The sequence below is a fragment of the Streptomyces boluensis genome (assembly GCF_009908195.1).
Lineage (GTDB): Bacteria > Actinomycetota > Actinomycetes > Streptomycetales > Streptomycetaceae > Streptomyces > Streptomyces boluensis.
The window spans coordinates 1-25,601 of sequence record NZ_JAAAHS010000021.1 but is presented as its reverse complement, the minus strand read 5'-3'; the positions used below and the strand labels follow the sequence as shown (position 1 = coordinate 25,601).

General features: G+C 69.4%; 26 protein-coding genes. 12 read left to right on the top strand and 14 right to left on the bottom strand.

Going from position 1 to position 25,601, the window contains the following annotated elements:
* Window positions 1-160: 160 nt before the first annotated feature.
* Both GUY60_RS05195 and GUY60_RS05190 read left to right on the top strand, forming a co-directional pair.
* On the top strand, window positions 161-1,402 hold the full coding sequence (locus GUY60_RS05195; RefSeq protein WP_161694234.1) for a DUF5919 domain-containing protein: 1,242 nt from the start codon (window positions 161-163) through the stop codon (window positions 1,400-1,402).
* 276 nt (window positions 1,403-1,678) lie between these two features.
* The gene (locus GUY60_RS05190; RefSeq protein ID WP_161694232.1) at window positions 1,679-2,392 is read left to right on the top strand and encodes a 3'-5' exonuclease; all 714 of its coding nucleotides are present in this window, start codon (window positions 1,679-1,681) and stop codon (window positions 2,390-2,392) included.
* Between the two features lie 142 nt (window positions 2,393-2,534).
* Here the strand turns inward: GUY60_RS05190 and GUY60_RS05185 are convergent, their stop codons facing one another.
* The gene (locus GUY60_RS05185) at window positions 2,535-3,389 is read right to left on the bottom strand and encodes a phosphotransferase enzyme family protein (RefSeq protein WP_161694230.1); all 855 of its coding nucleotides are present in this window, start codon (window positions 3,387-3,389) and stop codon (window positions 2,535-2,537) included.
* A gap of 312 nt (window positions 3,390-3,701) precedes the next feature.
* On the opposite strand from GUY60_RS05185, the gene GUY60_RS05180 reads away from it, so the two are divergent.
* From GUY60_RS05180 to GUY60_RS05145, 8 genes are all read left to right on the top strand, one after another.
* Window positions 3,702-4,619, top strand: a complete 918-nt coding sequence (locus GUY60_RS05180) for a carbohydrate ABC transporter permease (RefSeq protein ID WP_161694268.1) — start codon at window positions 3,702-3,704, stop codon at window positions 4,617-4,619.
* Window positions 4,619-5,452 (top strand): carbohydrate ABC transporter permease, encoded by an 834-nt coding sequence (locus GUY60_RS05175; RefSeq protein WP_161694270.1) that lies wholly within the window; start codon window positions 4,619-4,621, stop codon window positions 5,450-5,452. Before GUY60_RS05180 ends, GUY60_RS05175 begins: the two co-directional genes overlap by 1 nt.
* Before the next feature lie 119 nt (window positions 5,453-5,571).
* Window positions 5,572-6,843 carry an ABC transporter substrate-binding protein gene (locus GUY60_RS05170; protein WP_246234336.1) on the top strand — a complete coding sequence of 424 codons (1,272 nt, stop codon included), beginning with the start codon at window positions 5,572-5,574 and terminating at the stop codon, window positions 6,841-6,843.
* Between the two features lie 182 nt (window positions 6,844-7,025).
* Window positions 7,026-8,228 (top strand): macrolide-inactivating glycosyltransferase, encoded by a 1,203-nt coding sequence (gene mgt, locus GUY60_RS05165; protein WP_161694227.1) that lies wholly within the window; start codon window positions 7,026-7,028, stop codon window positions 8,226-8,228.
* Between the two features lie 241 nt (window positions 8,229-8,469).
* Window positions 8,470-9,468 (top strand): CDP-alcohol phosphatidyltransferase family protein, encoded by a 999-nt coding sequence (locus GUY60_RS05160; protein ID WP_161694225.1) that lies wholly within the window; start codon window positions 8,470-8,472, stop codon window positions 9,466-9,468.
* A 407-nt stretch (window positions 9,469-9,875) separates the two neighbouring features.
* The gene (locus GUY60_RS05155) at window positions 9,876-11,084 is read left to right on the top strand and encodes a S8 family peptidase (RefSeq protein WP_161694223.1); all 1,209 of its coding nucleotides are present in this window, start codon (window positions 9,876-9,878) and stop codon (window positions 11,082-11,084) included.
* 320 nt (window positions 11,085-11,404) lie between these two features.
* Window positions 11,405-11,950 carry a DUF1697 domain-containing protein gene (locus GUY60_RS05150; protein WP_161694221.1) on the top strand — a complete coding sequence of 182 codons (546 nt, stop codon included), beginning with the start codon at window positions 11,405-11,407 and terminating at the stop codon, window positions 11,948-11,950.
* Window positions 11,943-12,317, top strand: a complete 375-nt coding sequence (locus GUY60_RS05145; RefSeq protein WP_161694219.1) for a nuclear transport factor 2 family protein — start codon at window positions 11,943-11,945, stop codon at window positions 12,315-12,317. The genes GUY60_RS05150 and GUY60_RS05145 overlap by 8 nt, the downstream gene beginning before the upstream one ends.
* A 4-nt stretch (window positions 12,318-12,321) precedes the next feature.
* Here the strand turns inward: GUY60_RS05145 and GUY60_RS05140 are convergent, their stop codons facing one another.
* Entirely contained in the window at window positions 12,322-13,158 is an 837-nt protein-coding gene (locus GUY60_RS05140; protein WP_161694266.1) for an aldo/keto reductase, read from the bottom strand.
* Window positions 13,159-13,575: 417 nt separating this feature from the next.
* Between GUY60_RS05140 and GUY60_RS05135 the strand changes: the two genes are divergently transcribed.
* Both GUY60_RS05135 and GUY60_RS05130 read left to right on the top strand, forming a co-directional pair.
* Window positions 13,576-13,725, top strand: coding sequence for a hypothetical protein (locus GUY60_RS05135; RefSeq protein WP_161694217.1), 150 nt, complete (start codon window positions 13,576-13,578; stop codon window positions 13,723-13,725).
* Window positions 13,726-13,736: 11 nt separating this feature from the next.
* On the top strand, window positions 13,737-14,915 hold the full coding sequence (locus GUY60_RS05130; protein WP_161694264.1) for a glycosyltransferase family 2 protein: 1,179 nt from the start codon (window positions 13,737-13,739) through the stop codon (window positions 14,913-14,915).
* A 116-nt stretch (window positions 14,916-15,031) separates the two neighbouring features.
* Here the strand turns inward: GUY60_RS05130 and GUY60_RS05125 are convergent, their stop codons facing one another.
* The 12 genes from GUY60_RS05125 to GUY60_RS05075 all read right to left on the bottom strand — a co-directional run bounded on the left by GUY60_RS05125 (window position 15,032) and on the right by GUY60_RS05075 (window position 25,422).
* Window positions 15,032-15,838 (bottom strand): sirohydrochlorin chelatase, encoded by an 807-nt coding sequence (locus GUY60_RS05125; RefSeq protein WP_161694215.1) that lies wholly within the window; start codon window positions 15,836-15,838, stop codon window positions 15,032-15,034.
* Window positions 15,839-15,843: 5 nt separating this feature from the next.
* Window positions 15,844-16,764, bottom strand: coding sequence for an ABC transporter permease (locus GUY60_RS05120; protein ID WP_161694213.1), 921 nt, complete (start codon window positions 16,762-16,764; stop codon window positions 15,844-15,846).
* The gene (locus tag GUY60_RS05115; RefSeq protein ID WP_161694262.1) at window positions 16,751-17,542 is read right to left on the bottom strand and encodes an ABC transporter ATP-binding protein; all 792 of its coding nucleotides are present in this window, start codon (window positions 17,540-17,542) and stop codon (window positions 16,751-16,753) included. The genes GUY60_RS05120 and GUY60_RS05115 overlap by 14 nt, the downstream gene beginning before the upstream one ends.
* A gap of 33 nt (window positions 17,543-17,575) precedes the next feature.
* On the bottom strand, window positions 17,576-18,661 hold the full coding sequence (locus GUY60_RS05110; RefSeq protein ID WP_312866191.1) for an ABC transporter substrate-binding protein: 1,086 nt from the start codon (window positions 18,659-18,661) through the stop codon (window positions 17,576-17,578).
* Between the two features lie 318 nt (window positions 18,662-18,979).
* Complete coding sequence (locus GUY60_RS05105; protein ID WP_246234328.1) at window positions 18,980-20,356, bottom strand: sulfate adenylyltransferase subunit 1; 1,377 nt, start codon at window positions 20,354-20,356, stop codon at window positions 18,980-18,982.
* On the bottom strand, window positions 20,357-21,295 hold the full coding sequence (cysD, locus tag GUY60_RS05100; RefSeq protein ID WP_161694209.1) for a sulfate adenylyltransferase subunit CysD: 939 nt from the start codon (window positions 21,293-21,295) through the stop codon (window positions 20,357-20,359).
* Entirely contained in the window at window positions 21,292-21,882 is a 591-nt protein-coding gene (gene cysC / locus GUY60_RS05095) for an adenylyl-sulfate kinase (protein WP_161694207.1), read from the bottom strand. Before cysC ends, cysD begins: the two co-directional genes overlap by 4 nt.
* On the bottom strand, window positions 21,879-22,592 hold the full coding sequence (locus GUY60_RS05090; protein ID WP_161694205.1) for a phosphoadenylyl-sulfate reductase: 714 nt from the start codon (window positions 22,590-22,592) through the stop codon (window positions 21,879-21,881). The genes cysC and GUY60_RS05090 overlap by 4 nt, the downstream gene beginning before the upstream one ends.
* The gene (locus GUY60_RS05085; RefSeq protein WP_161694203.1) at window positions 22,589-22,768 is read right to left on the bottom strand and encodes a hypothetical protein; all 180 of its coding nucleotides are present in this window, start codon (window positions 22,766-22,768) and stop codon (window positions 22,589-22,591) included. Before GUY60_RS05085 ends, GUY60_RS05090 begins: the two co-directional genes overlap by 4 nt.
* On the bottom strand, window positions 22,765-24,462 hold the full coding sequence (locus tag GUY60_RS05080; protein ID WP_161694201.1) for a nitrite/sulfite reductase: 1,698 nt from the start codon (window positions 24,460-24,462) through the stop codon (window positions 22,765-22,767). The genes GUY60_RS05085 and GUY60_RS05080 overlap by 4 nt, the downstream gene beginning before the upstream one ends.
* A gap of 149 nt (window positions 24,463-24,611) precedes the next feature.
* Complete coding sequence (locus tag GUY60_RS39905) at window positions 24,612-24,695, bottom strand: putative leader peptide (protein WP_356458947.1); 84 nt, start codon at window positions 24,693-24,695, stop codon at window positions 24,612-24,614.
* Window positions 24,696-24,858: 163 nt separating this feature from the next.
* The gene (locus GUY60_RS05075) at window positions 24,859-25,422 is read right to left on the bottom strand and encodes a GNAT family N-acetyltransferase (RefSeq protein ID WP_161694199.1); all 564 of its coding nucleotides are present in this window, start codon (window positions 25,420-25,422) and stop codon (window positions 24,859-24,861) included.
* Window positions 25,423-25,601: the final 179 nt, after the last annotated feature.

Sequence of the window (25,601 nt, the reverse complement as noted above, 5' to 3'; positions counted from 1 at the left end):
CATGTGGGGCAAGGGTGTTGAGAAAGGAGCCTGTCCATCCGGCTGCACCGTGGACCGCTCCCGGAGTACCCTTCCTTGATCTTTGAACCGGGTCTCGACCAAGACGCCGGACCATGATCCCGGGTGGGGTCCTCAGGGGGGAGCGGAAGGCGGTGCGTGGGTGAGCTCGGGCGGACTTGAGCTGCCCCCTGGCGACGAGAGTCGCGAGGGAGCCTCCGGCGACGTCCCGCCCTCAGCGGTCTCCCTGGCGCGCCCGCTCGACACGGCCGCGCAGATAGGACCCGACCTCGACTGGGGCGCCGACGCCTGGCGCGAGGTGCGCACCCGGGCCCAGCGCGCCGGACGGGCCTACATCTGGCTGAACCTTGTGGAACAACGGCTGCGCGCCGTGGTGTCCGCGGTGGTCAGGCCCGTGTACGAACCCGTCCACGGCGACGACTGGGTGGTGGCCGCGGCAGGGCCCGCCGGTCAGGAGTGGGTGCAGCGCGCCGTCGCCGTACGCGAAGTCAGCCGCCGAAAGGGCTACTTGCTCGACCCCGCCGACGACAACGTCCTCAGCTTCCTCACGCTGCCGCAACTGCGTGAACTCATGGTCCAGCACTGGCCCTGCTTCGAGCCGTACTTCGACGACCGCAGAGATGTCGAACTCGCCCTGGACGAGCTGGAGGTCGCGCGGAACGTCGTCTCCCGCAACCGGGCGCTCTCCCAGTCGGTCCTCGCCCAGGCGGAGCGTGCCTCGGCGCGGCTCCTGGAGATGCTCGGCGCCGACTCGGACGTGCCCTCCGCGCGACGGCTGCCCGTCGACGCCGTCGAGGACATCGTCGGTGACCGGTACGCGGACGTGGTGGGCGTGCACCCGGACCGGGTGCGGCTGCTCCGGCAGTTCCCCGCGGAGGACATCTTCGGCGGGGCGCGACGCCTCGACGCCATAGGGATAGGCCTGAACCTCCTGGCGCAGAACTTCTCCGGCCGCAGGCTGGTGCGGCTCGCGGAGTCCGGCAGCCGCATACGACTCCTCTTCCTCAACCCGGCGAGCAGTGCCGTCAAGCGCCGGGAGCGTGAACTCGGCCTGAAGCGCGGTGAGTTGAGCCGTTCGGTGGAGATGAACATTCTCCATATGCGCCGGGTGCGTTCACGTCTGCGCGATCCCGGGGCTTTCCAGATCCAGGTGTTCGACGAGACGCCACGGTTCACCGCGTATCTGGTCGACGGCGACGGCTCGGACGGCGTCGCCGTGGTCCAGCCGTATCTGCGGCGCGCCCGCGGCATGGAGGCGCCGGTGCTCGTGCTGCGTGGCGGCGGCAGGGTCGTCAAGGCCGGCGAGGGCGGCGAGCACGGGCTTTTCGAGATCTACCGCGAGGAGTTCGAGGCCGTGTGGGCGGACTCACGCCCGGTGTCGTGACCGGGCCTGAGCGGCGGGCGGGGACGCCGTCTCCGTAGGCCGGAGGTAGGCCAGAGGTAGGCCGGAGGTAGGCCGGGGGCAGGTCGGGCGTAGGCCGCGGCCGAACGCGGGTCGCGGTGGGGCCGACGCTGACCCGCGGCTCAGGACTCGCGGCCCAGGACCCGCAGCTCAGAACCGCAGCTCAGGAGCCGAATCGGAACGCGCCGGTCGGATTGTCAGTGGCGCATGGCATCGTGAAACGCACATGGGGGAGAGCATCACGAAGGAGGGCCACGGATGGGCTGGCACCAGGAGCTGTTGATCGGCTTCGACCTGGAGACCACGGGCACGGACCCGCGCGAGGCGCGGATCGTCACCGGCGCGCTGGTCGAGGTCAAGGGCGGGGAGCCGATGGGGCGCCGCGAATGGCTGGCCGACCCGGGTGTGCCCATACCGCAAGAGGCCGTCGACGTGCACGGCATCAGCAACGAGCGGGCGCGGGCGGAGGGCCGCCCGGCCGACCAGGTGGCCGACGAGCTGGCCGCCGCGCTCGCCGGGTACTGGCTGGCGGGCGTCCCGGTGGTGGCGTACAACGCCGCGTTCGACCTGACGCTGCTCTCCGCGGAGCTTCAGCGGTACGAGCTGCCGTCCCTGCGCGACCGTCTCGGCGGGACCGGCCCGGCGCCGGTGATCGACCCGTACACCATCGACCGCGCGGTCGACCGGTACCGCAAGGGGAAGCGGAACCTCGAAGCGGTCTGCGCGGTGTACGGCGTGCGGCTCGACTCCGCGCACGACGCGATGGCCGATGCCCTCGCCGCGACCCGTGTCGCCTGCGCCATAGCGGACCGCCACCCGAAGGCCGGCACGGTGGGCCCCGCCGAGCTGCACCGCCGCCAGATCGAGTGGTACGCGGAATGGGCGGCGGACTTCCAGAAGTTCCTGCGCGGCAAGGGCGATACGGCTGCGGTCATCGACGGCACGTGGCCGCTTCGGGATATATCGGGCTGAACAGGGCTCGCTGGGTGGGTGGTTGGGCTGACCTGAGCGCCTTGGGCTGGTGGTCGGTCCGGTCGGTCTGGTCGTTCCGGACCGGGTCGGCCGATCCGGACCGGGTGCCTCCGCGACTCGACCAACTCGGCCGACCCGCCGCTCAGAACGGATACCAGCGCACCTCCGCGTCACCGTCCCGCAATGACGCCACCCGCCTGCGGAACTCGGCCAGGGCCTTGGGGTTGGTGGGCGCGTGCTGGGCCACCCAGGCGCAGCTCGCCGTTTCGCGTGCCCCGCGCAGCACCGCGCACCCGTCCCACTCCCGTACGTCCCAGCCGTAGGCCGTGACGAACGCGTCGTACGCCTCGACCGGCAGGCCGTACCGGTCCCGGGACAGGGCCATGACCACCAGGTCGTGTTCCCGCAGGTCGGCGGAGAACGTCTCCAGGTCGACCAGGACCGGGCCGTCGGGACCGACATGGACGTTGCGGGGCAGGGCGTCGCCGTGGATCGGGCCAGGGGGCAGGTGCGGAGTGAGCGCCGCGGCCGCCGCGGCGAAACCGTCCCGGCGCTCACGGAGATAGTCCGCGTCGGACCGCTCGATCGCGTCGCCCGCGAGGCGCAGCCAGCGCTCGACGCCGCCGAGGAGTTCGCGGCGCGGAAGTTCGAAGGAGGGGGAGGGCAATGCGTGTACCTGGCGGAGCAGTTCGGCCAGATCGGCGGGCTCGGCCGGTCGCAGCGCGGCACCGAGACGGTGCCACAGCGTCACCGGATGACCGTCGACAAGGCGCGGTTCGGGCTCGGCGGCCCGCACCGAGGGGACGTCGTGGTCCTCGAGCCAGCGGGCGATGCCCAGTTCGCGCCGGGCCCGGTCGAGCAGTTCGGGCGCCGCCCGGCCGACCTTCACCACCAGGTCACCGGTGGCGAACACCGCGTTCTCGCCCAGGGCGAGCAACTCCGCGTCGCTCGCCACGCCTGCCCCGGCCAGCACATCACGCGCCCGTGCCTCGTCCATGTCCGCCTCCTGGAGCGTGCCGCGCACGGCGGCGGGAGACGCGCGACCAAGCGGAGGCGCACCTACCGTCACCGACCCCGCCGAGCGCATCGCCGATCACTGTGTACGAGGACCAGTTTCGCAGCTCACCGAAGGGCATTCGCACAGGCCACAAGGTGTGCGCGGACGCTTGACGTACTCACGGCCCGTCAGCACGATGACGGAGGCCGCCCGCGACAGATCACGGCGAGAAACGCTTCCTCGGAAGGGCGGTGGCGGGAGACGGGCAGGCCATTCCCTGATCAACCGCCCAAAGGAGCCGATCCCGTGGCATTGGCGACCGCGACGAAGCGGTCTGTGAAGCAACAGCGCGTACGCAGATCCGTGGACCACGGTGCGTGGTTCCTGGTGCTGCCCGCGCTGATCCCCATTTTGGTGCTGAGCGTCGGCCCGTTGCTGTACGGCATCGCGCTCTCCTTCACCGACGCGCAGTCGGGCCGTACGTCGGCCACGCAGTGGGTCGGTGCCCTCAACTTCCAGGACCTGCTGCACGACACGCTGTTCTGGGACTCGTTCCGGATCGGCCTGCTGTGGGCGGTCGGTGTGACCGTGCCGCAGTTCTTCCTGGCTCTCGGTCTGGCCCTGCTCCTCAACCAGAACCTCCGCTTCCGCTGGCTGGCGCGGGCGCTCGCGATCATTCCGTGGGCGATGCCCGAGGTCGTCGTCGGCATCATGTGGCGGCTCGTCTACCACCCCGACGCGGGCGTGCTCAACGAAACGCTCGCCAACCTCGGCCTGGGCGAAGGCCGGGACTGGCTGACCGGCACGACCACCGCGCTGTTCGCCGTGATCGTCGTCGGGGTCTGGGCCGGAATGCCGCAGACGACGGTCGCGTTGCTCGCCGGGCTGCAGAACACCCCGCGCGAACTGCACGAGGCGGCCGCCATGGACGGAGCGGGCGCCTGGCGCCGGTTCCGTACCGTCACCTGGCCGGCGATCAAGCCGGTCGCCCTCTCCATCACGGCGTTGAACTTCATCTGGAACTTCAACTCCTTCGCCCTCGTGTACGTGCTCACGCAGGGCGGACCTGGTGGCCGTACCCGCCTTCCGATGCTGTTCGCCTATGAAGAGGCCTTCCGCTACGGCCAGTTCGGCTACGCGGCGGCGATGGGCTGCGTGATGGTCGCGGTGATCTCGGTGATCCTCGCGGTCTACCTCGTGGGCCGGCTGAAGGGAGGCGACGAGGCATGATGCGTACGAAAAAGTCGGCGCGCGCCGCGCAGTACGTGGCGCTGGCGGCGTATCTCGTCTTCCTGGCCTTCCCGTTCGCCTGGCTGATCTCCACGGCGTTCAAGCCCACCAAGGAGCTGGGCAGCCTCCACCCCACCTGGATCCCGAAGGACCCCACGCTCGACAACTTCCGGCAGGCCTTCGAGGAGCAGCCGCTGCTGCAGGCGATGACCAACTCGCTGCTCGTGGCGGTCAGTGCGGCCCTGGTCGCGGTGGTGATCGCGACGCCGATGGCGTTCGTGATGGCGCGTCACCGCAACCGCCTCGCCAAGGCGGCCACCGGCTGGGTGGTGATCAGCCAGGCCTTCCCGTTCGTCCTGATCATCATTCCGCTCTTCCTGATCCTGAAGAACCTCCACCTGATCAACTCCCTGCCGGGTCTGATCATGGTGTACGTGGTGTGGGCGCTGCCGTTCGCGCTGTGGATGCTCGTCGGCTATGTGCGCGCCGTACCACCGGAGTTGGAGGAGGCCGCGTCCGTGGACGGGGCGGGCAAGATACGCACGCTGGTCTCGGTGACCGCGCCGCTGCTCGCGCCCGGCATCGTGGCGACCGCGATGTTCGCCTTCATCACCGCATGGAACGAGTTCTTCTTCGCGCTCGTCCTGCTCAAGACCCCGGAGAAGCAGACGTTGCCGGTCATCCTGAACCGCTTCATCGGTACCGAGGGCGTGGCCGACCTGGGGCCGCTGGCCGCGGCCGCGTTCCTCGCGACCATTCCCTCGCTCGTCATCTTCGCGCTCATCCAGAAGCGCATCACGGGCGGCATGCTGGCCGGGGCGGTGAAGCACTGATGGGCGCACGGCTGCGAACGCGAACCGGAACGCGAATCGGAACGCGAACCGGAACGCGAACCGGAACGCGAACCGGAACGCGAATCGGAACGCGAACCCGAACACGCCCCCGGGCACGGCTGCTTGCCGCGGCGGCGACGGCGCTCGGGCTGCTCCTCACGGGCTGCTCCGGCGGCTCCGAGGACACGGACGGCCGGATCACTCTGCAGTTCCAGTCCCTGGCCTGGCAGAAGGAGTCGGTCGACGCCAACAAGGAACTGGTGAAGGAGTGGAACGCCGCCCACCCCGATGTCCAGGTCAAGTACGTCCAGGGCAGTTGGGACAGCGTGCACGACCAACTGCTCACGTCCTTCGAGGGCGGTGAGGCGCCGGACATCATCCATGACGCCTCGGACGACCTCGCGGACTTCGCGTACGGCGGCTATCTCGCGGATCTCCGGAAGCTGCTGCCGGAGCGTATGAAGTCCGATATTCCGCAGCGCAGTTGGGATACGGCGACCTTCGACAAGGGGGTCTACGGAGTGCCGTTCCTGCAGGAGCCGCGCGTGCTGATCGCCAACGCGAAGTGGCTGAAGAAGTCGGGCGTACGGATTCCGACGGCCGAGAAGCCGTGGACCTGGCCGGAGTTCCGGAAGATCACCAAGGAGCTGAGCGGCGACGGCAAGTACGGTGTGGCCTGGCCGCTCAAGGAGCCGGTGTCGGCCACGCTCAACCTCTCCCTGTCGACGGGCGGCCAGGTCTTCCACCGCGGCGCGGACGGGAAGGTGAAGATCCGCTTCGACGCGGCCGACCAGGTGGTGCCCGGCACCGTACGCGCGCAGGTCAACTCGGACAGGAGCGCGTCGAGTTCGACACTCGGCATGGGCGGTTCGGACACGCTGCCGGGATTCTTCGGCGGTAAGTACGCGATGGTGCCGCTGGGTTTCTCGTACCGCCAGCAGATCGTCCAGCAGGCGCCCGACGGTTTCGACTGGCAGGTGCTGCCCGCGCCCGCCGGGGCCGAGGGGCTCACCCAGGGGGTCAGCCCGCAGACGCTCTCCATCGCCGAGGACAGCCCGCACAAGAAGGAAGCGATGGAATTCATCGACTTCCTGTTGCAGCCCGAGAACACGGTGCGCCTCGCTCAGGGCGACTGGATGCTGCCGACCGGCACCGAGGCGCTGAAGGACCCGGCGCTGCATACGGACAAGAACGACTGGGCGACCGGTACGGCGCTCGCGGCGCACCTGAGATCGGCGCCCGCGCAGTCGGTACGCGGGTATCCGGAGTGGAAGGACAAGGTGGCGACCCCGGCGCTGCAGGAGTACTACAGCGGGGCCATCGACGCGGCCGAGCTGAGGAAACGGCTGGTCGAGGACGGGAATCTGGTGCTGGCTCGCTATCAGAGATAGGCGGTCGACGGTGGGCGGTGGCGGATCCCACCTCGGATCCGCTTCAGACCCCGCCTCGGATCCGCCTCGGATCCCGCCTTGGATCCACGTCGGATCCACCTCGGATCCGCCCAGTGCCGTAGGCGAGACGGTGCGTCTTAATTTGCTTGCACGAGACGTATCGTCTCGCATACGGTTGCGGCATGACTTCTCGTAAGCGTGCCCATATCGCCATGTTCTCCATCGCCGCCCACGGGCACGTGAACCCGAGCCTCGAAGTGATCCGCGAGCTCGTCGCCCGTGGGCACCGGGTCACGTACGCCATCCCGCACCTCTTCGAGGAGAAGGTGGCCGAGGCCGGTGCGGAACCCGTTCTCTACACGACGACCCTGCCCTCCCCGGACGACGATCCGGAGGCCTGGGGCACCACGCTCATCGACAACATCGAGCCGTTCCTCAACGACGCGATCAACGCGCTGCCGCAGCTCGCCAAGGCCTACGAGGGTGACGAACCCGATCTCGTCCTGCACGACATCACGTCCTACCCGGCCCGGGTTCTCGCCCGCCGGTGGGGAGTCCCCGAGATCTCGCTCTCGCCGAACCTGGTCGCCTGGGAGGGGTACGAGGAGGAGGTGGGTGAGCCGCTCTACCGCGACCTCAAGGAGACCGAGCGCGGGCAGGCGTACTTCGCGCGCTTCGAGGCGTGGCTCCGGGAGAACGGTGTCGATCAGGCGCCCGACCCGTTCGTGGGCCGCCCGCCGTGCTCGCTCGTACTGATCCCCAAGGCCCTGCAGCCGAACGCCGACCGCGTCGACGAGAACGTGCACACATTCGTCGGCGCCTGCCAGGGCGACCGTTCCGCGCAGGGCGACTGGCAGCGGCCGGCCGGGGCGGAGAAGGTCGCGCTGGCCTCGCTCGGCTCGTCCTTCACCAAGCGGCCGGCGTTCTACCGGGAGTGCGTCAAGGCGTTCGGTGACCTTCCGGGCTGGCACCTCGTGCTGCAGATCGGCAAGCACGTCGACGAGGGTGAGCTCGGCGAGATCCCGTCCAACGTCGAAGTGCGCCGCTGGGTCCCGCAGTTGGCCATCCTGAAGGAGGCCGACGTGTTCATCACACACGCCGGTGCGGGCGGCAGCCAGGAGGGCCTCGCCACCGCGACTCCGATGGTCGCCGTGCCGCAGGCCGTCGACCAGTTCGGCAACGCGGACATGCTGGCGGCGCTCGGTGTCGCGCGGCAGTTCCCGACCGAGGAGGTCACCGCCGAGGCGCTGCGCGGCGCTGTGCTCGAACTCGTCGCGGACCCCGAAGTGGCGCGGCGACTGCGGGTCATCCAGGAGCAGATGGCCACCGAGGGCGGCACTCCGCGCGCCGCCGACCTGATCGAGGCGGAGTTGCCGAGGCGGTGAGTCGACGGGTGCGTCGGTCCGCGTACGAGGGGCGCGTGCGGCGGGTGGCGCGGGTGCTGGAAGGGCCGAGGGCTGGGACTATAACGCTCAGGTAACAGCCCTCTGGCCTTTCTAGGCCATTGACTCGTCTTGAACCTACGACCCTTACCCCTCGGTAAAGGTTGTACGCGGCGCATCTTGTTCCTTGGTCAACAACCTTCCTAGCTTGAAGTGAACTCCATTCGAACGCCAGGAAGTTGACATGCGCCGAGACATACCGCCTCTCTCCGAGGTACGCCGCATCACCGAGAAGAAGCGCGACGCCTGGTGGACCGTGCTCCTTGTCGACCCGGTCGCGACCCCGCTGGTGCGGCAGACAGCGCTGCGCACCCGCATCACCCCGAACCAGATCACCTGGGCCGCGTTCCTGCTCGGCCTCGGCTCCGCCGCGTGCTTCGCCCTCGGTGACTGGCGCTGGCTGATCGCGGGCGCGGTTCTCTACCACCTGAGCTTCATCTGCGACTGCATGGACGGCAAGGTCGCCCGACTCACCGGTACGGGTTCGGTCTTCGGCGCCTGGCTCGACTTCGTCTTCGACCGGATCAGAGTCATGGTCTGCGCGGTCGCCCTGATGGCGGGCCAGTACCAGCGCACCGGCGAGACCGTCTACATCTGGCTGGCCCTGGCGGTGGTCGGTCTCGACACGCTGCGGTACATCAACTCCCTGGAGATCTTCAAGATCCGCCACTCCATGCGCAAGCAGATCAAGTCGCGTATGCGCGAGGCGCGTCGAGCCGAGAACGAGGCGGAGCTCGCGTTCATGGAGGATCTGCTGAGGGACAACCCCGAGGCGGACATCGAGCAGGACCTGCAGGCGGCGCGGGGCTCCCTCGCGCAGGGTTCGCTCGTGCAGGGCGACGGGGAGGCGGATGAGGCGGAGGAGACGGTCCCGTCCGCCCGCAAGGCCCAAGTCATCGACCTCCACCAGGAGTTCAGGCGCCGCTTCTCGTGGTACCTGCGCTGCCGGTCGTACCTCCTGCGGAAGCGCATCCGTACGCACCTGGTGAGCGGTATCGAGTTCCAGATGGCCGTTTTCATCATCGGCCCGATCTTCGACGTGGTGATTCCGGCGACCATCGTCGGGGGCGCCCTGCTGCTCGTCTTCGAACTCGCCATCATCTACAAACTGTTGCTTTCGACGCGGGATTTCTCGCGGACGATCGACAGCTTCGAGCAGCGCAAGCTGGCCGCTGCCGCTTGATCCGCACCGCCCGATTCGCACCGCTTGGTTCGCACCGCTCGATCCGGGCCGCGCGACTCGAGTTGGCCGGGTCGGATGCGCGGCGTTCGAGGTGGCCGTGCCGCACGGTGAGTTGACCCGGTGTCAGGGCTTCTGTCCTGATTCGGCGGTCGTTTCTCTCGACCATCTCGGTCTGCGGAAGTGAACTTTCAGCCGTTCGTAACAAGGACGCTCTGCGTTATGCGCAGAGCGTCCCATTTGTTATTACAGAACCTTGTTGAACAAGTCACAGGTGTATGTAGGTATTGATCTGCGCGCGTCAATCCGACAGGGTTTCGTCCCAACCCCCGGAGATCTTCCGGGTCTACGGGGGTTGACGCAGTAACGCTTACCCCCCACAACCCCCCACCACGAGGAGACCCCTCTTCATGGCAACTCACAAGCGTGCTCGCTCTCTCAAGCTCACCGCGGCGATAGCCACCGCTGCGACCGCAGTAGGCGTCACCGTCTTCGCCAGCTCCTTCGCGGGTGCTGCGCCGGTGGCCGAGGGCAAGATCTACGGTGCCAACGCCAAGGGCGCCGTCTCCGGCTCCTACATCGTCATGCTCGACGAAAAGGCGAACAAGAGCAGCAAGACGGACCTCGCCAAGGAGTACGGCGGCTCCCTGAAGCGCAACTACTCCTCGGCCGTCAACGGCTTCTCCGCCTCCGGCCTTTCGGAGACCGAGGCCAAGCGCCTGGCCGCCGACCCGTCCGTGTCCAAGGTCGTGCAGAACAAGAAGTTCACGATCGACGCCACGCAGGACGACCCGCCGTCCTGGGGTCTGGACCGTATCGACCAGGCCGACACCGAGGGCGACAAGAAGTACACGTACCCCGACGCCGCCGGCGAGGGCGTCACCGCGTACGTCATCGACACCGGTGTCCGCATCAGCCACAAGGACTTCGAGGGTCGCGCCACGCACGGCTTCGACGCCGTCGACAACGACGACAGCGCCGACGACGGCAACGGCCACGGCACCCACGTCGCCGGCACCATCGCGGGCGCCGCCCACGGTGTCGCCAAGAAGGCGAAGATCGTCGCCGTCCGCGTCCTGGACGACAACGGCTCGGGCACCACCGAGGGCGTCGTCGCGGGCATCGACTGGGTCACCGAGAACCACGAGGGCCCGTCCGTCGCCAACATGAGCCTCGGCGGCGGCGCCGACGAGGCCCTCGACGAGGCCGTCCGCAAGTCCATTGCGTCGGGCGTCACCTACGGTGTCGCTGCGGGCAACGAGTCCTCGGACGCCAGCCAGGGCTCCCCGGCCCGCGTGAAGGAGGCCATCACGGTCGCCTCCTCCACCAACACGGACGAGCAGTCGGACTTCTCCAACTTCGGCGAGATCGTGGACATCTACGCTCCGGGCTCGGACATCACGTCCTCCTGGAACACCGATGACGAGGCCACGAACACCATCTCGGGTACGTCGATGGCCACCCCGCACGTCGTGGGTGCCGCCGCCGTCTACCTGGGTGGCCACGCGGACGCCACCCCGGAGCAGGTCTCCACGGCCCTGACCGAGGGTGCCACGCCGGACAAGATCTCGAACCCGAGCGAGGGCACGCCCAACAAGCTGCTCAAGGTCGTCGAGTAACACCTCCTCGCTGTGCTGAAAGCCCCTCGGTCCGCCGCACTTGCCGATGTCGGCCGGGCCGAGGGAGCCGGGGTGAACGTCCTGGCCGGAGGGTGAGCCCGACCAACTCGCCCTCGCGGCCAGGGGTGATCCCCATGGCGCTGTGAAAACCTCCCGGAGCCCGCTTCCCTGGGCTCCGGGAGATTTCAGAACCGGCGGTCGTCGTGCCAACCCCCACGGGGCACGACGGCCGCCTTCGTCGTGCCCGCACCACGCACCCGCTTTTGTGGCACTACGCGGGCGCGCCTCGATCCGTGGGCCCGTCTGTCTAGGGTGTGGCCATGACCATGTATGCGGCGCTGCTTCGCGGGATCAATGTGGGGGGCCACAAGCGTGTCCCGATGGCCGAACTCCGCACGCTCCTCACGGAACTCGGACTCCGCGACGTACGCACCCATCTCCAGAGCGGCAACGCCGTCTTCGACAGTGACCACGGTGATGAGGACACTCTCGCCGCCGACATCACCGCGACCCTCGCGCAGCATTTCGGCTTCTCCGTGGACGTGCTCGTCAGGGACGGCGCGTATCTCCGGGCCGTCGCCGACGCCTGCCCCTTTCCCGCCGACACCCTCGAAGCGAAGCAGCTGCACGTCACGTACTTCTCCGAAGCGGTCGGACCCGAACGGTTCGCGTCCGTCGACCCGTTGGCGTACGCCCCCGAGGACTTCAAGCTCGGGGACCGGGCGCTGTATCTCTACGCGCCCGACGGCCTCGGACGCTCCAAACTCGGCGACGCGCTCGCCCGGCCCGCCCTCCTGAAGGGGCTGGTCGCCACCAGCCGGAACTGGAACACCGTCGCCAAACTCGTGGAGCTCACCCATGCCTGAGGGCCTGCCGCCGGTCGAGGCCGCCATCGAGGGTGAACTGCGCCTGCTCGCCCCGGAGGTGCGCAACTCGCCGGAGCTGCTCGGCGCGCTGCTCCATCCCGACTTCTCCGAGATCGGGGCATCGGGGCGACGGTGGGACCGGGACGCGATCATCGCGGCGCTCACCGAGCAGGAGGAACCGGGGAACAGCACCATCACCACCTCCGGCATGCGCGGCGTCCAACTCGCGGACGACCTGGTCCATTTGACCTTCGACACTGATGACAACGGGCGGACCGCGCACCGGAGTTCCCTGTGGCGGCTCACTCGAACGGGTTGGCTGCTCTGGTTCCACCAGGGCACGCTGTTCGAGGCTCCGGCGGGCTGAGGGCTCAGTCGGTCAAGGCGTCCAGCTGGGCGATGTCGTCGTCGGTGAGCCGGATCGTCGCGGCCGCCAGGTTCTCCTCCAGGTGGGCGAGAGATCCGGTGCCGGGGCTCGGGCAGAGCACGGGTGAGTGCCGCAGCAGCCAGGCAAGCGCGATCTGTCCGGGTGTCGCGTCGTGCGAGCGCGCGATCCGGGCGCACTCCGGATCGCTGGTGAGACGGCCGTGACCGAGGGGGAACCAGGGCAGGAATGCGATACCGCGTTCCTCGCAGAGCCTGAGCAGTCGCTCGTCGGCGCGGTCGAGCAGGTTGTAGCGATTCTGCACGGACGCGATCTCCGTGATCTCCAACGCGGCTTCCAACTGCTCGACGCCGATGGTGTTCAGGCCGATGTGCCGGATTTTGCCCTCGCTCCGGAGCTCGGCCAGCGCACCGAGCTGGTCGGCCATCGGCACGTCCGGGTCGAACCGGTGCAACTGGTACAGGTCGATCGTCTCCACCCGCAGCCGCCTGAGACTCGCCTCGCACATCTCCCGCAGTCGGCGCGGGCTGCCGTCGATGTGCCAGAGATCGGGGCCGGTACGTACGACTCCGCCCTTGGTGGCCACCACGACATCGTCCGCGTACGGGTGCAGGGCCTCGGCGACGAGCTCCTCGGCGAGTGATGGCCCGTAGTTGTCCGCGGTGTCGACGAGGGTCACCCCCAACTCCACGGCCCTGCGCAGCACGGCGACGGCGTCCGCCGCGTCCCCGCGCGGGCCCCAGTAGCCGGCCCCGGTCAACTGGCCGGTGCCGAAGCCGAGTCGACGTACGGGAAGGTCCCCGCCGAGCATGAGCGGGCGCATCGCTTGCAGGGCGTCAGCGGTACGCGCCACGCGCGTGGCGGTGTCGGTGGTGTCCGCCGTGCTGCTTTGGGTGCTGGGGGCGCTGGGGGTGCTGTTCTTGGGGTGCGGGCTGGTCATGCGCGGACGGTATCCCAGCGGGCGGAGCGCGCCATGAGGGTGGTCGGGCGTCCGCGAACGAGGCCGGCGAAAGAGACCGACCGGCGGCCGTCCGGCGAGTTATCCACAGGAATTTGGCGTTCCGGATGAATCGGCGGATTCGGGCTAGCGTGAGTGATGCCTGGACCGCAGCGAACATCCGCAGCAAGCCCGTCTCACCGGCGAACTGGCGGGACTTCGCGGCGAGTTCAGGCGCGACACCCGATCCATCCCGCGGCCATTCGCGGGGCTCGGCACCAAATTCCTTACGGGGGTGAGGAGATGCACGGCGGTCTGCCGTTCATCGGTATCAGCACGCTCATCTACGGCGCGGTGGGCCTGGTCGTCCTCGCGGTCAGTGTCGTCCGCACCCGGATACGGGACGACGAAGCGACCGACGATCCGATGACCAGCGGGGGAGCAGCGCGGTGAGCACAGCATTGATGAGGACAGGACGGCACCGGAGGGGCAGCGCGGGGCGAGGGCGCGCGGCCGCGCACGCCCGGACCGACGGAGCCGACCGGCGGACCCGGACGGACACGGCCTCCGGGAGCGTCCCGGGCGTGACCGTGGTCGTGCCGGCGCACAACGAGGAGGAGGGACTGCCCGCCACCCTCGAATCACTGGCCGCGCAGACGAAGCGGCCGAGCGAGGTCATCGTCGTCGACGACGCCTCGGACGACCGCACGGGCGAGGTCGCGGCCGCGTACGGCGCGACCGTGCTCCGGCCACCGCGGAACCAGGGCAGCAAGGCCAAGGCGCAGAACTACGCGTTGGCGTACTGCGAAACGGAGTTGGTGCTAGCGGTGGACGCGGACACCGTCCTCGCGCCCGACTACATCGAACGCACCACGGCGGTCTTCGACGACCCCGAGGTGGCCATCGCCGCGGGCAACGTCCAGACGCGCTTCGCCCGCACCATCTGGGAGCGCGGCCGTTCCGTGGAATATCTCTTCGGGTTTCACTGGCACCGCCCCATCCAGCACGCCGCCGGCAGTCCCATGGTGTGCTCGGGCTGCTGCTCGGTGTTCCGACGGGACGAACTGATCGCCTCGGGCGGCTTCCCCGAGCGCACCATCGTGGAGGACATGGACTACACCTGGTCCCGGCAGATCGAGGGCCGGAGGGCGGTCTACGTCAGCGACGCCGTCGCCTGGGCGGCGGACCCGGAGAGCCTCACCTATCTGCGCAAGCAGGTCTGGCGCTGGATGGCGGGGTTCTGCCAGAACGTCCGACTGCACCTGCCGCGGATGATCACGGCGAAGCCGATGCTGGCCCTGTGGGTGCTGCTCGCCCTGGTGGAGATCGTCACGGCCCCGCTGTGGTGGGCGACACCGTTCCTGGCGGCGGCCTTCGGCACGCAGCCGCTCGCCGAGTCCCTGGGCTTGTGGCTGGCGGCGGAGACCCTGCTGACGTTGCCACCGCTGCTGTACGCGGCCCGCAGACGCCGACTGCCACTCCTCGGAGTGCTGATCAACGTCCCGTGTGTGTACGCGACGAAGGCGGTCAACCTGGTCTACGCGTGGAAGGCGCTGGTCGTCGAACTCATCCTGGTACCCCTCAAGTTGACGAAGGGCCTCACCGTGTACGAGAAGGGACGCCCCACGCTGGCCGCCGCCTGAGCCCGATCCCGAGCCGGACCCCGAGCCCGAGTCGAGCTAGCCCGAACCCGAACCGAACTCGTCCCTGAACCCGAACGCAAACCCGCGCCAAGCCAAGCGAAGCCAACCGCAACCCGTCACGCCGACAGGGCCACGACCCGTGTCCTCGCCGACGCCGCGCTGTCGTACCGGGTCAGCAGCAGCCGGGCCAACTCCGGCGCCGAGCCGAGCACCCCGGCGAGTACGTCCGCGCCGGCCGACCGGGCGCCGTGGGCGATGCGGTCGGGCAGGAACCCGGGGGCGATGACATACGGCGCCACCGCGACCCGGCGGACGCCCTCGGCCCGAAGCTCCCGCACGGCGTCCTCCGTGCGGGGCAGAGATGCGGAGGCGAACGCAGGCCGCACGGCACACCAACCGGTGCGCCGCCACTCCCGCGCGATTTCTGCGATCACTGCGATCGCCTCCGGGTCTGAGGAGCCCGCTGAGGCCAGGACGACCCCGGTCGAGCTCTTGTCGGCGGGCGTCAGGCCCGCCTCGTACAGCCGTCGCTCCAAGGCGTCCAGGAGCAGCGGTGCGGGACCGAGCACCTCGGCCTGGCGTATCCGCAGGTGCGGCAGGCGGGCGGACGCCTCGTGCAGGACGGCGGGGATGTCGGCCTTCGCGTGGAAGGCGCGGGTCAGCAGCAGGGGCAGCGCCACCACGTCGCGGACCCCGTCCGCGGCGAGGCCCTCAAGCACCCCGGTCACCGACGGGGCGTTGAAGTCGAGGAACCCGGTCTCCACCCGGAGGCCCGGCCGCAGCGACCGCACGCGGCGTACGAGCGCGTGCACGGTCGCGGCGTGGCGCGGGTCCCGGCTGCCGTGGGCGATGACGAGCAGCACGGGCGCGGTGGCGCCTCGGCCCGGCACGGCGGGTGACGACGGAAGGCTCAGGCGGTGCATGACGGTCAGCTCCTGCCGAGGAGACCACGGCTGCGCAGTACGCGGCGCTCAAGCGGGCTGAAGACGAGCAGATCGATGGCGATGCCCACGATGAGGATCAGGAAGATGGCGAGGAACACCATGGACATGCTGCTGTTGGTGCGGCCGTTCTCCAGCAACTGGCCGAGACCGATGCCCAGTTCGGGGGAGGAGGCGATGATCTCCGCGGCCATCAGGGAGCGCCAGGAGAACGCCCAGCCCTGCTTCAGACCGGCCAGGTATCCGGGCAGCGCCGCGGGCATCACGATGTGCCAGGTGCCGCGCGCCCCGGTGGCGCCCAGGGTGCGGCCTGCCCGCAGGAACAGTGGCGGCACCTGGTCGACACCGGCGACCAGACCGTTGGCGATGGACGGGACCGCGCCGAGCAGGATCACGGTGTACATCATCGAGTCGTTCAGACCCAGCCACAGCACGGCCGGCGGCACCCAGGCCACCGACGGCAACGACTGCAGGCCGGACAGGATCGGCCCGATCGCGGCACGCACGAAACGCACCCGGGCGACGAGCAGACCCAGCGGGGTGCCGATGACGAGGGCGAGCAGGAAGCCGGAGACGCCCCGCCAGAGGCTGGTCCAGATGTAGTCGAGCAGCGTGCCCTGCAGCCAGGCGTCGACCACCTCGGACCACACGGCCGACGGCGACGGCAGCTTGTACGGGTCGACGATCTGCGTCCAGGTCAGCACCTGCCAGACCACCAGGACCAGCGCGACGGCGACGACGGGAGGCAGGACCTTGCGGCGGAGGACCTCGCTGCGCGGGGTGCTCGTGACCACCGCGGTCTCAAGGGCGTCGAGACCCGCTTCGAGGCCCGCGAGCCCGGACAGCGCGGCCGTGCCGGCGCCGCCCCTGCGCGTGGAGCTTTGGGTGGAGGTCTCAGTGCTGGCCATGGCGGCGGATCTCCCCACGGAGTTGTTCGGTGATCTCGACGGACAGTTCCGCGACGGCGGTGTCCTCGATACGGCGCGGCTGCGGGATGTCCACGGTCCACTCCCGGGCGATCCGCCCGGGACGGGAAGACAACAGCACCACGCGCTGCGCGAGGCGGACCGCCTCACGCACGTTGTGGGTCACGAAGAGGACGGAGAGGCCGGTCTCATGCCACAGCTGGGTCAGTTCGTCGTGCAGTACGTCACGGGTGATCGCGTCGAGCGCCGCGAACGGCTCGTCCATCAGGAGCAGTTGGCTGTCCTGGGCGAGCGCGCGGGCCAGGGCGACGCGCTGGCGCATACCGCCGGACAGTTCGTGCACCCGCTTGCCGTGGGCGCCGGTCAGCCGGACCAGGCCGAGCAGCCGCTCGGCCTCGTCGCGGCGGTCGTTCTTGGGTACGCCGCGCAGGCGCAGCGCCAGTTCGATGTTCTTGCCCGCGGTGAGCCACGGGAAGAGGGCGTGTTCCTGGAACATCAGGGCGGGCCGCCCGCCGGGGGTCTCGATGGACCCCACGGTGGGCGCGTCCAGCCCGGCGACCAGGTTGAGCAGGGTGGACTTGCCGCAGCCCGAGGCCCCCAGGAGCGTGACGAACTCGCCCGGTGCGACATCGAGGCTGATGTCGTCGAGCACGAGTTGCTGCGCGCCGGGCCGTCCGAAGGACTTGGACACGTGCTGGATGCGGGCGGCATGCGCCACCGCGGTACGGTCCTCGGCCTTGGTGAGGGTGCTGGCCATGATCGTCACCTCCTGGGAACGGTCGGGTTGCGGTGGCTACTTGACGCCGAGACCGGAGTCCTCGACGCCGGGCTGGCCCTCTTCCCGCAGCACCTTGTTCAGGGGCCCCAGGTCGTAGATGCCGTCGAGGTCGGGCTCCTCGAGCAGCCCCGCCTTCACGGCGTGCCGCGCCTCGGAGTCGAGCGTCGCGGCCAGCGGGTCGTCGGTGAACTCGATCGACTTCCAGGCCGGGTCGAGCACCTTCGCCGGGAGCGCCTTGCCGGACTCCTGCTTGAGGCGGGCGTTGGCGGCGTCCTTGGCCTTGTCCGGGTTGGCGCCGATCCACTTGTTGGTCTTCACGGTGCCGCGCAGGAAGGCCTCGACGACCTTCGGGTGCTTCTTGAGGAAGTCCTGCGACACGATGATGTTGGTGATCACGAACTGCTTGTCAGGCCACAGGTCCTTCTCGTCGAGCAGCACCTTGCCGCCCTCGGAGACCAGCTTGGAGGCGGTCGGCTCGGGCACCCACGCGCCGTCCACGGAGCCCGACTTGTAGGCGTCCGGCGTGATCTTGTTGTCGGTGCGGACCACGGACACGTCGCCCTTGCCGCTCTGCGCGTCGACCTTCCAGCCCTGCTCGGCGATCCAGTTGAGGAACGCGACGTCCTGGGTGTTGCCCAGCTGCGGGGTGGCGATCTTCTTGCCCTTGACGTCGTCAAGGCTCTTGATCTTGTCCGGGTTCACGACGAGCTTCACGCCGCCCGACGCGGAGCCGGAGATGATCCGCAGCCCCTTGCCCGCCGACTTGGTGTAGCCGTTGATGGCCGGCGAGGGTCCGATGAAGCCGATGTCGATCGACTTGGAGACCAGCGCCTCGATCTCGGACGGGCCGGCGTTGAAGGTGGACGGCTTGATCTGGGTGCCGCCGAGCTCCTTCTGCAGCAGGCCCTTCTGGAGGCCGACGAGCGCTGTGCCGTGCGTGAGGTTCGGGAAGTAACCGACCTTCACCTCGGAGAGGTTGTCGATCGGCTTGCCCTTGGCGACGTTCTCGGCGTCGTCCTTGGCCTGGGAGCCGTAGCCGCAGGAGGTGACGGCGACGGCGAGCAGCGGCAGGGCGATGGCCGCGGTGAGCGCGCGCCGCACAGTGCGGGTGCCCCTGCGGGCGCCGCGCGGGCGGTCGGAGAGCTCGGACTGCGCCGACGAGGCGTCGGTCGGGCGGTTGGCAGACACGGGAGGTGGTCCTCTCGTTGGCCCGGCCTTCACGTACCCCTGGACGAACAGGGGGCGGAGGCCGGGAGGTCGGCAGGTCTTCGTCGATGTGACGGGGAGTGCTGCGGGGCGCGCATGCGGTGCGCGTACGTCATCGCGCACATCGCGCGACCCCGCCCGAACCCGCGCCGAGGACGCCGCTGCCGATGCGGCCGCCCTCCTTCGCGAACGTCGCGAACACATCGATGGTCATCAGAAGTCCCAGCCCTCGTCGTCCACTTCGGTGCTGGTCGCGGTCTTCGAGGCGAACGAGTCGCCCGCCATGCCGGCCGCGAGGGTGGTGCCGTCGGCCGGGTCGATCAGCAGGAAGGAGCCGGTGCGCCGCGAGTCCGCGTACGGGTCGAGGGCGAGCGGCTCGGCGGTACGGACCCGCACCTGACCGATGTCGTTGGCGACGAGCTCGCCCGGCGCCGGGTGCTGGGACAGGTCGTCGAGGGTCAGCCGCGAGGGGATGTCCTTGACGATGGCCTTGACCGTGCGGGTGGTGTGCTTGAGCAGCACCCGCTGACCCACCGTGAGCGGGGTGTCGGCGACATGGCAGACGGTCGCCTCGATGTCCTGGCTGGTGGCGGGCGCGTCCCCGGACGGCACCAGGAGGTCGCCGCGGGAGATGTCGATGTCGTCCTCGAGGAGCAGCGTCACCGACTGCGGCGTCCACGCCACGTCCACCGGGGTACCGAGCAGGTCGATCCCGACGACCTTCGAAGTGCGGCCCGACGGCAGCACCGTCACGGACTCGCCGACGCGGAAGGCGCCCGCGGCGATCTGGCCCGCGTAGCCCCGGTAGTCGGGGTGTTCGGCGGTCTGCGGCCGGATCACGTACTGCACCGGGAAGCGCGCGTGGCAGGTGGCCAGGTCGTGGCTGACCGGCACCGTCTCCAGGTGTTCGAGGACGGTGGGGCCGCCGTACCAGTCCATGTTCGCGGACGGCTCCACCACATTGTCCCCGGCGAGCGCGGAGATCGGGATGGCGGTGATCTCCGGGACGCCCAACTCGGAGGCGTAGGTGGTGAATTCCTCGGCGATGGCGGCGAAGACGGGCTCGGCGTACTCGACGAGGTCCATCTTGTTCACCGCGAGCACCACGTGCGGAACCCGGAGCAGCGCGGCGAGGGCGGCGTGCCGGCGGGTCTGCTCGACGACGCCGTTGCGGGCGTCGACCAGGATCACGGTGAGCTCGGCGGTGGAGGCGCCGGTGACCATGTTCCGGGTGTACTGCACATGCCCCGGGGTGTCGGCGAGGATGAACCGGCGCCGCGCGGTGGCGAAGTAGCGGTACGCCACATCGATGGTGATGCCCTGCTCACGCTCGGCGCGCAGGCCGTCGGTGAGCAGCGCCAGGTCGGGCTCGGCCGAGCCGCGGTTGCGGGAGGCGAGCTCCACGGCCTCCAGCTGGTCGGTGAGGACCGACTTGGAGTCGTGCAGCAGACGCCCGACGAGAGTGGACTTGCCGTCGTCGACGGAACCGGCCGTCGCGAAGCGCAGCAGGGTGGTGGCGGAGAGATCGGCCAGGTCGCCCAACTGGGCGGCGCTCCCGGCGTTCTCGGTGTTCCCGGCGTGCGTGCTCATTTAGAAGTACCCCTCGCGCTTACGGTCTTCCATCGCGGCCTCGGACATCTTGTCGTCGGCGCGGGTGGCGCCCCGCTCGGTGAGCCGGGACGCGGCGATCTCGGTGATCACGGCCTGCAGGCTGGTGGCGTCGGAGTCGACGGCGCCGGTGCAGGACATGTCGCCGACGGTGCGGTAGCGCACCTGGCGCTTGACGACCGTCTCGTCCGCGCGCGGCCCGCCCCACTCGCCGGCGGTCAGCCACATGCCGGAGCGCTGGAACACCTCGCGCTCGTGGGCGAAGTAGATCTCCGGCAGTTCGATCTCCTCGCGGGAGATGTACTGCCACACGTCCAGCTCGGTCCAGTTGGACAGCGGGAAGACCCGGACGTGCTCGCCGGGGGCGTGCCGGCCGTTGTACAGCTGCCACAGTTCGGGGCGCTGACGGCGCGGGTCCCACTGGGAGAACTCGTCGCGCAGCGAGAAGACGCGCTCCTTGGCGCGGGCCTTCTCCTCGTCCCGGCGGCCGCCGCCGAACACCGCGTCGAAGCGGTGCTGCTGGATGGCCTCGGTCAGCGGCACGGTCTGCAGCGGGTTGCGGGTGCCGTCGGGGCGCTCGCGCAGCTTGCCCGCGTCGATGTACTCCTGCACGGAGGCGACATGCAGCCGAAGCCCGTGCTCGGCGACCACGCGGTCGCGGTACTCGATGACCTCGGGGAAGTTGTGCCCGGTGTCGACGTGCAGCAGCGTGAAGGGCACCGCCGCCGGGGCGAACGCCTTCAGCGCCAGGTGCAGCATGACGATGGAGTCCTTGCCGCCGGAGAAGAGGATCACCGGCCGCTCGAACTCACCCGCCACCTCACGGAAGATGTGCACACCCTCGGACTCCAGGGCGTCCAAGTGGCTGAGCGCGTAAGGGCTTTCGGTCTCCTCGAGCGAGGAGGGCGCGGTGGTCGTCATGCCAGACCCCTTTCGATAAGCAGCGCGTGCAGCGCCGCCGCTGACTCCTGCACGGTCTGTTCGTGCGACTCGATCCGCAGATCCGGCGACTCGGGTTCTTCGTACGGGTCGTCGACCCCGGTGAGTCCGGAGAGCTCACCGGCGGCCTGCTTGGCGTACAGGCCCTTGACGTCCCGTACGGAGCACACCTCCACCGGGGTGGCGACGTGCACCTCGACGTACGCGGTGCCTTCCTTCTGGTGGCGTCCGCGCACCGCCTCGCGGCTGTCGGTGTACGGGGCGATGACGGGCACGAGGGCCTTCACACCGTTGGAGGCGAGCAGTTCGGCGACGAAGCCGATGCGCTGCACGTTGGTGTGCCGGTCCGCGCGGTCGAAGCCGAGGCCCGCGGAGAGGAACTCGCGGATCTCGTCGCCGTCGAGCACCTCCACGAGGTGGCCCTCGTCGCGCAGCCGGCACGCCAGCTCATGGGCGATGGTGGTCTTGCCCGCGCTCGGCAGACCCGTGAGCCAGATGGTGGCCCCGGTCGTCGCGGCGGAGGGAGCGGGGTCCGCCAAGGTCACGTGTATCTCCTGGTGGTCGGTCATCCGTGCAGCCCGCATTCCGTCTTGTTGCTGCCGGCCCAGCGGCCCGAGCGGGCGTCCTCGCCCTCCGCCACCCGGCGGGTGCAGGGGGCGCAGCCGATGGACGGATAGCCGTCCATGAGCAGGGGGTTGGTGAGGACTCCGTGTTCGGCGACGTAGGCGTCCACGTCGTCCTGCGTCCAGCGGGCGATCGGCGCGATCTTGACCTTCTGGCGCCGCTCGTCCCAGCCGACGACCGGGGTGTTCGCGCGGGTCGGCGACTCGTCCCGGCGCAGCCCGGTGGCCCAGGCCTCGTACGAGGCGAGTCCCTCTTCGAGGGGCTTGACCTTGCGCAGCGCGCAGCACCGGTCGGGGTCGCGGTCGTGCAGCTTCGGGCCGTACTCGGCGTCCTGCTCGGCGACGGTCTGCCGGGGCGTCAGGGTGATGAGGTTGACGTCCATGACGGCGGACACAGCGTCCGCGGTGCCGATGGTCTCGGGGAAGTGGTAGCCGGTGTCGAGGAACACGACGTCCACGCCGGGCAGGGCGCGGGACGCGAGATGGGCGACGACCGCGTCCTCCATGGACGAGGTCACGCAGAAGCGGGCGCCGAAGGTGTCCGTCGCCCACTTGAGGATGTCCAGCGGAGAGGCGTCCTCCAGTTCGCGGCCGGCCGTCTCGGCGAGTTCCTTGAGCTGTTCGGCGGTTCGTCGTCGGGTCTGAGCAGTCGTCATATCTCGTCACCTCCACCGTCGTCGGTCGTGAGACCCCGGGAGAGGAGCCCGAGGAACTTCAGCTGGAAAGCCCGGTTGCAGGCGGCGCACTCCCACGCGCCGTGGCCGGTCTCGTGGGGGCGCAGATCCTCGTCACCGCAGTACGGGCAGTAGAAAGGGGCGGCGCGCTCGCTCACTTGAGAGCCTCCTCGGAGGCGCGGGCGGTCCAGGTGGCGAACCGCTCGCCGTCCTCGCGCTGGTCCTGGAAGCGCTTGATGACGCGCTCGATGTAGTCGGGGAGTTCGTCGGCGGTCACCTTCAGGCCGCGGACCTTGCGGCCGAAGCCGGCCTCGAGGCCGAGGGCGCCGCCGAGGTGCACCTGGTAGCCCTCGACCTGGTTGCCGTCCGCGTCCAGCATCAGCTGACCCTTGAGACCGATGTCCGCGACCTGGATACGGGCGCAGGCGTTGGGGCAGCCGTTGATGTTGATGGTGAGGGGCTCGTCGAACTCCGGGATGCGGCGCTCCAGTTCGTCGATGAGGGAGGCGCCGCGGGCCTTGGTCTCGACGATGGCGAGCTTGCAGAACTCGATGCCGGTGCAGGCCATGGTGCCGCGCCGGAAGGGGGACGCGTTGACCTTCAGGTCCAGCGCCTCGAGAGCGGCCACCAGCGACTCGACCTGGTTCTCGGCCACGTCGAGCACGATCATCTTCTGCTCGGCGGTGGTGCGCAGCCGGCCGGAGCCGTGTGCGCCCGCGACCTCGGCGATCTTGGTGAGGGTCGCGCCGTCCACGCGGCCGACGCGGGGTGCGAAGCCGACGTAGAAGAGGCCGTCCTTCTGGCGGTGCACGCCGAGGTGGTCGCGCCAGGTGCCGGCGGGCTGCTCGGGCGCGGGGCCGTCGACCAGCTTCCGCTGGAGGTACTCGTCCTCCAGGATCTGCCGGAACTTCTCGGTGCCCCAGTCGGCGAGCAGGAACTTCAGGCGGGCGCGGGTGCGCAGGCGGCGGTAGCCGTAGTCACGGAAGATGCCGATGACGCCGCCGTACACGTCCGGCACCTCGTCGAGCGGCACCCAGGCGCCGAGGCGCTGGCCCAGCTTGGGGTTGGTGGACAGGCCGCCGCCGACCCACAGGTCGAAGCCGGGGCCGTGCTCGGGGTGGTTCACGCCGACGAACGCGATGTCGTTGATCTCGTGCGCCACGTCGAGCTGCGGGGAGCCGGAGACCGCGGTCTTGAACTTGCGCGGCAGGTTCGAGAACTCGGGGTTGCCGATGAAGCGCCGATTGATCTCGTCGATGGCGGGCGTGCCGTCGATGATCTCGTCGGCGGCGACCCCGGCGACGGGCGAGCCGAGGATGACGCGGGGCGTGTCACCGCAGGCCTCGGTGGTGGAGAGCCCGACCTCTTCCAGACGGCGCCAGATCTCGGGGACGTCCTCGATCCGGATCCAGTGGTACTGGATGTTCTGCCGGTCGGTGATGTCGGCGGTGCCGCGGGCGAACTCCTCGGAGATCTCGCCGATCACCCGCAGCTGCTGGGTGGTGAGGCGGCCGCCGTCGATACGCACGCGGAGCATGAAGTACTTGTCGTCCAGCTCCTCCGGCTCCAGGATCGCGGTCTTGCCGCCGTCGATGCCGGGCTTGCGCTGGGTGTAGAGCCCCCACCAGCGCATACGGCCGCGCAGGTCGTTGGGGTCGATCGAGTCGAAACCACGCTTGGAGTAGATCGTCTCAATGCGTGTCCGCACATTGAGACCGTCGTCGTCCTTCTTGAACTGCTCGTTGCCGTTGAGTGGGGTGAAGTGACCCACGGCCCACTGGCCCTCGCCACGGTGACGGCTCGCCTTGCGGCGGGGCGCGGCTGAGGCGGGCTTCTCAGGGGTTGCGGCCATGGTTGATACGTCCTTCGGGACTACGGGAAAACGGCTCTGACCAGCGCATACGGGCATGCGGGCGGTGCGTTCGGCAGGATGCGCGCGCCCTTGCGCGTAAGGAGTGGAATCAGATCAGGAAAAGGGAATGCGGCGTGGTGCTGAGGATGTCAGCGCGCCGGACAGATCGCGCTGGACATGCGGCCGAGGTCGACGTGACGTCGACTCACCAAGGCAACTCCAGCTCGAGACATGACGGAAGCGTTGCATGGGAGTTTGGACCAGGTCCAGCTTCGTCCAGAATCTGGACGAGATCGTCTCGACATGAGAGACAGTGTGGCCTGGGTCACTGGCCGCCCGGAAGGCCACGCCGGGGGCCACGCGGCAGGGCGCCCGGGTGGGCGCCCCGGCGGAGGGTCACGCTCCGGGCCACGGGCCCGGCGTCCGTACGTCCTCTTCCTCCTCGACCTTCGTGTCGAAGAGGCGGAAGCCGCGCCGCTGGTAGTTGGCCATGGCGTGCTCGCCGTCCTTGCTGCATGTGTGCAGCCACACCCGCTTCGTCGGAGCGATTCCGGGCCAGCGACCGGCCAGGTCCCAGGCGCGCGCGGTGACGTACGACAACAGGTGACCGCCGATGCGACGGCCGCGGAAGGAGGGGACGAGGCCGAAGTAGACGATCTCCACGGACCCGTCCTCCTGGGACTCCAGCTCCACGTACCCGGCGGGCGTGCCCCGGTCGTAGGCGACCCAGGTCTCGGTGCCCGGCCGGTCGAGGTGCTCCTGCCACTCGGCGTAGGAGAGGGCGAGCCGGTCGGTCCAGCGGATGTCGCCGCCGACCGCCGTATAGAGGAAGCGGCTGAACTCCGGCGACGGCACCTCGGAGCGCACGATCCGCACGTCGCCCGAGGGCTCGGTCGCCGGGATCAGGTCGTCGGCGGAGGTCTGCTCCAGGGACCACGTGGTCACAGTGATGCTGCTCATGGGGCCAGGGAATCACGGTCGCCGCACACCGACCAAGGCCGTACGGAGCGACCGGGGCGAGGCCTCGTGTCGCGGGATGGGATTCCGTCTCGCACACCGAGACACCCACCTGAGCGCGCCCGGCCGCCCGGCCTGAACTCGACCGGCCGCGCGCAGGATCGTCGACGCGCGTTTGTTGT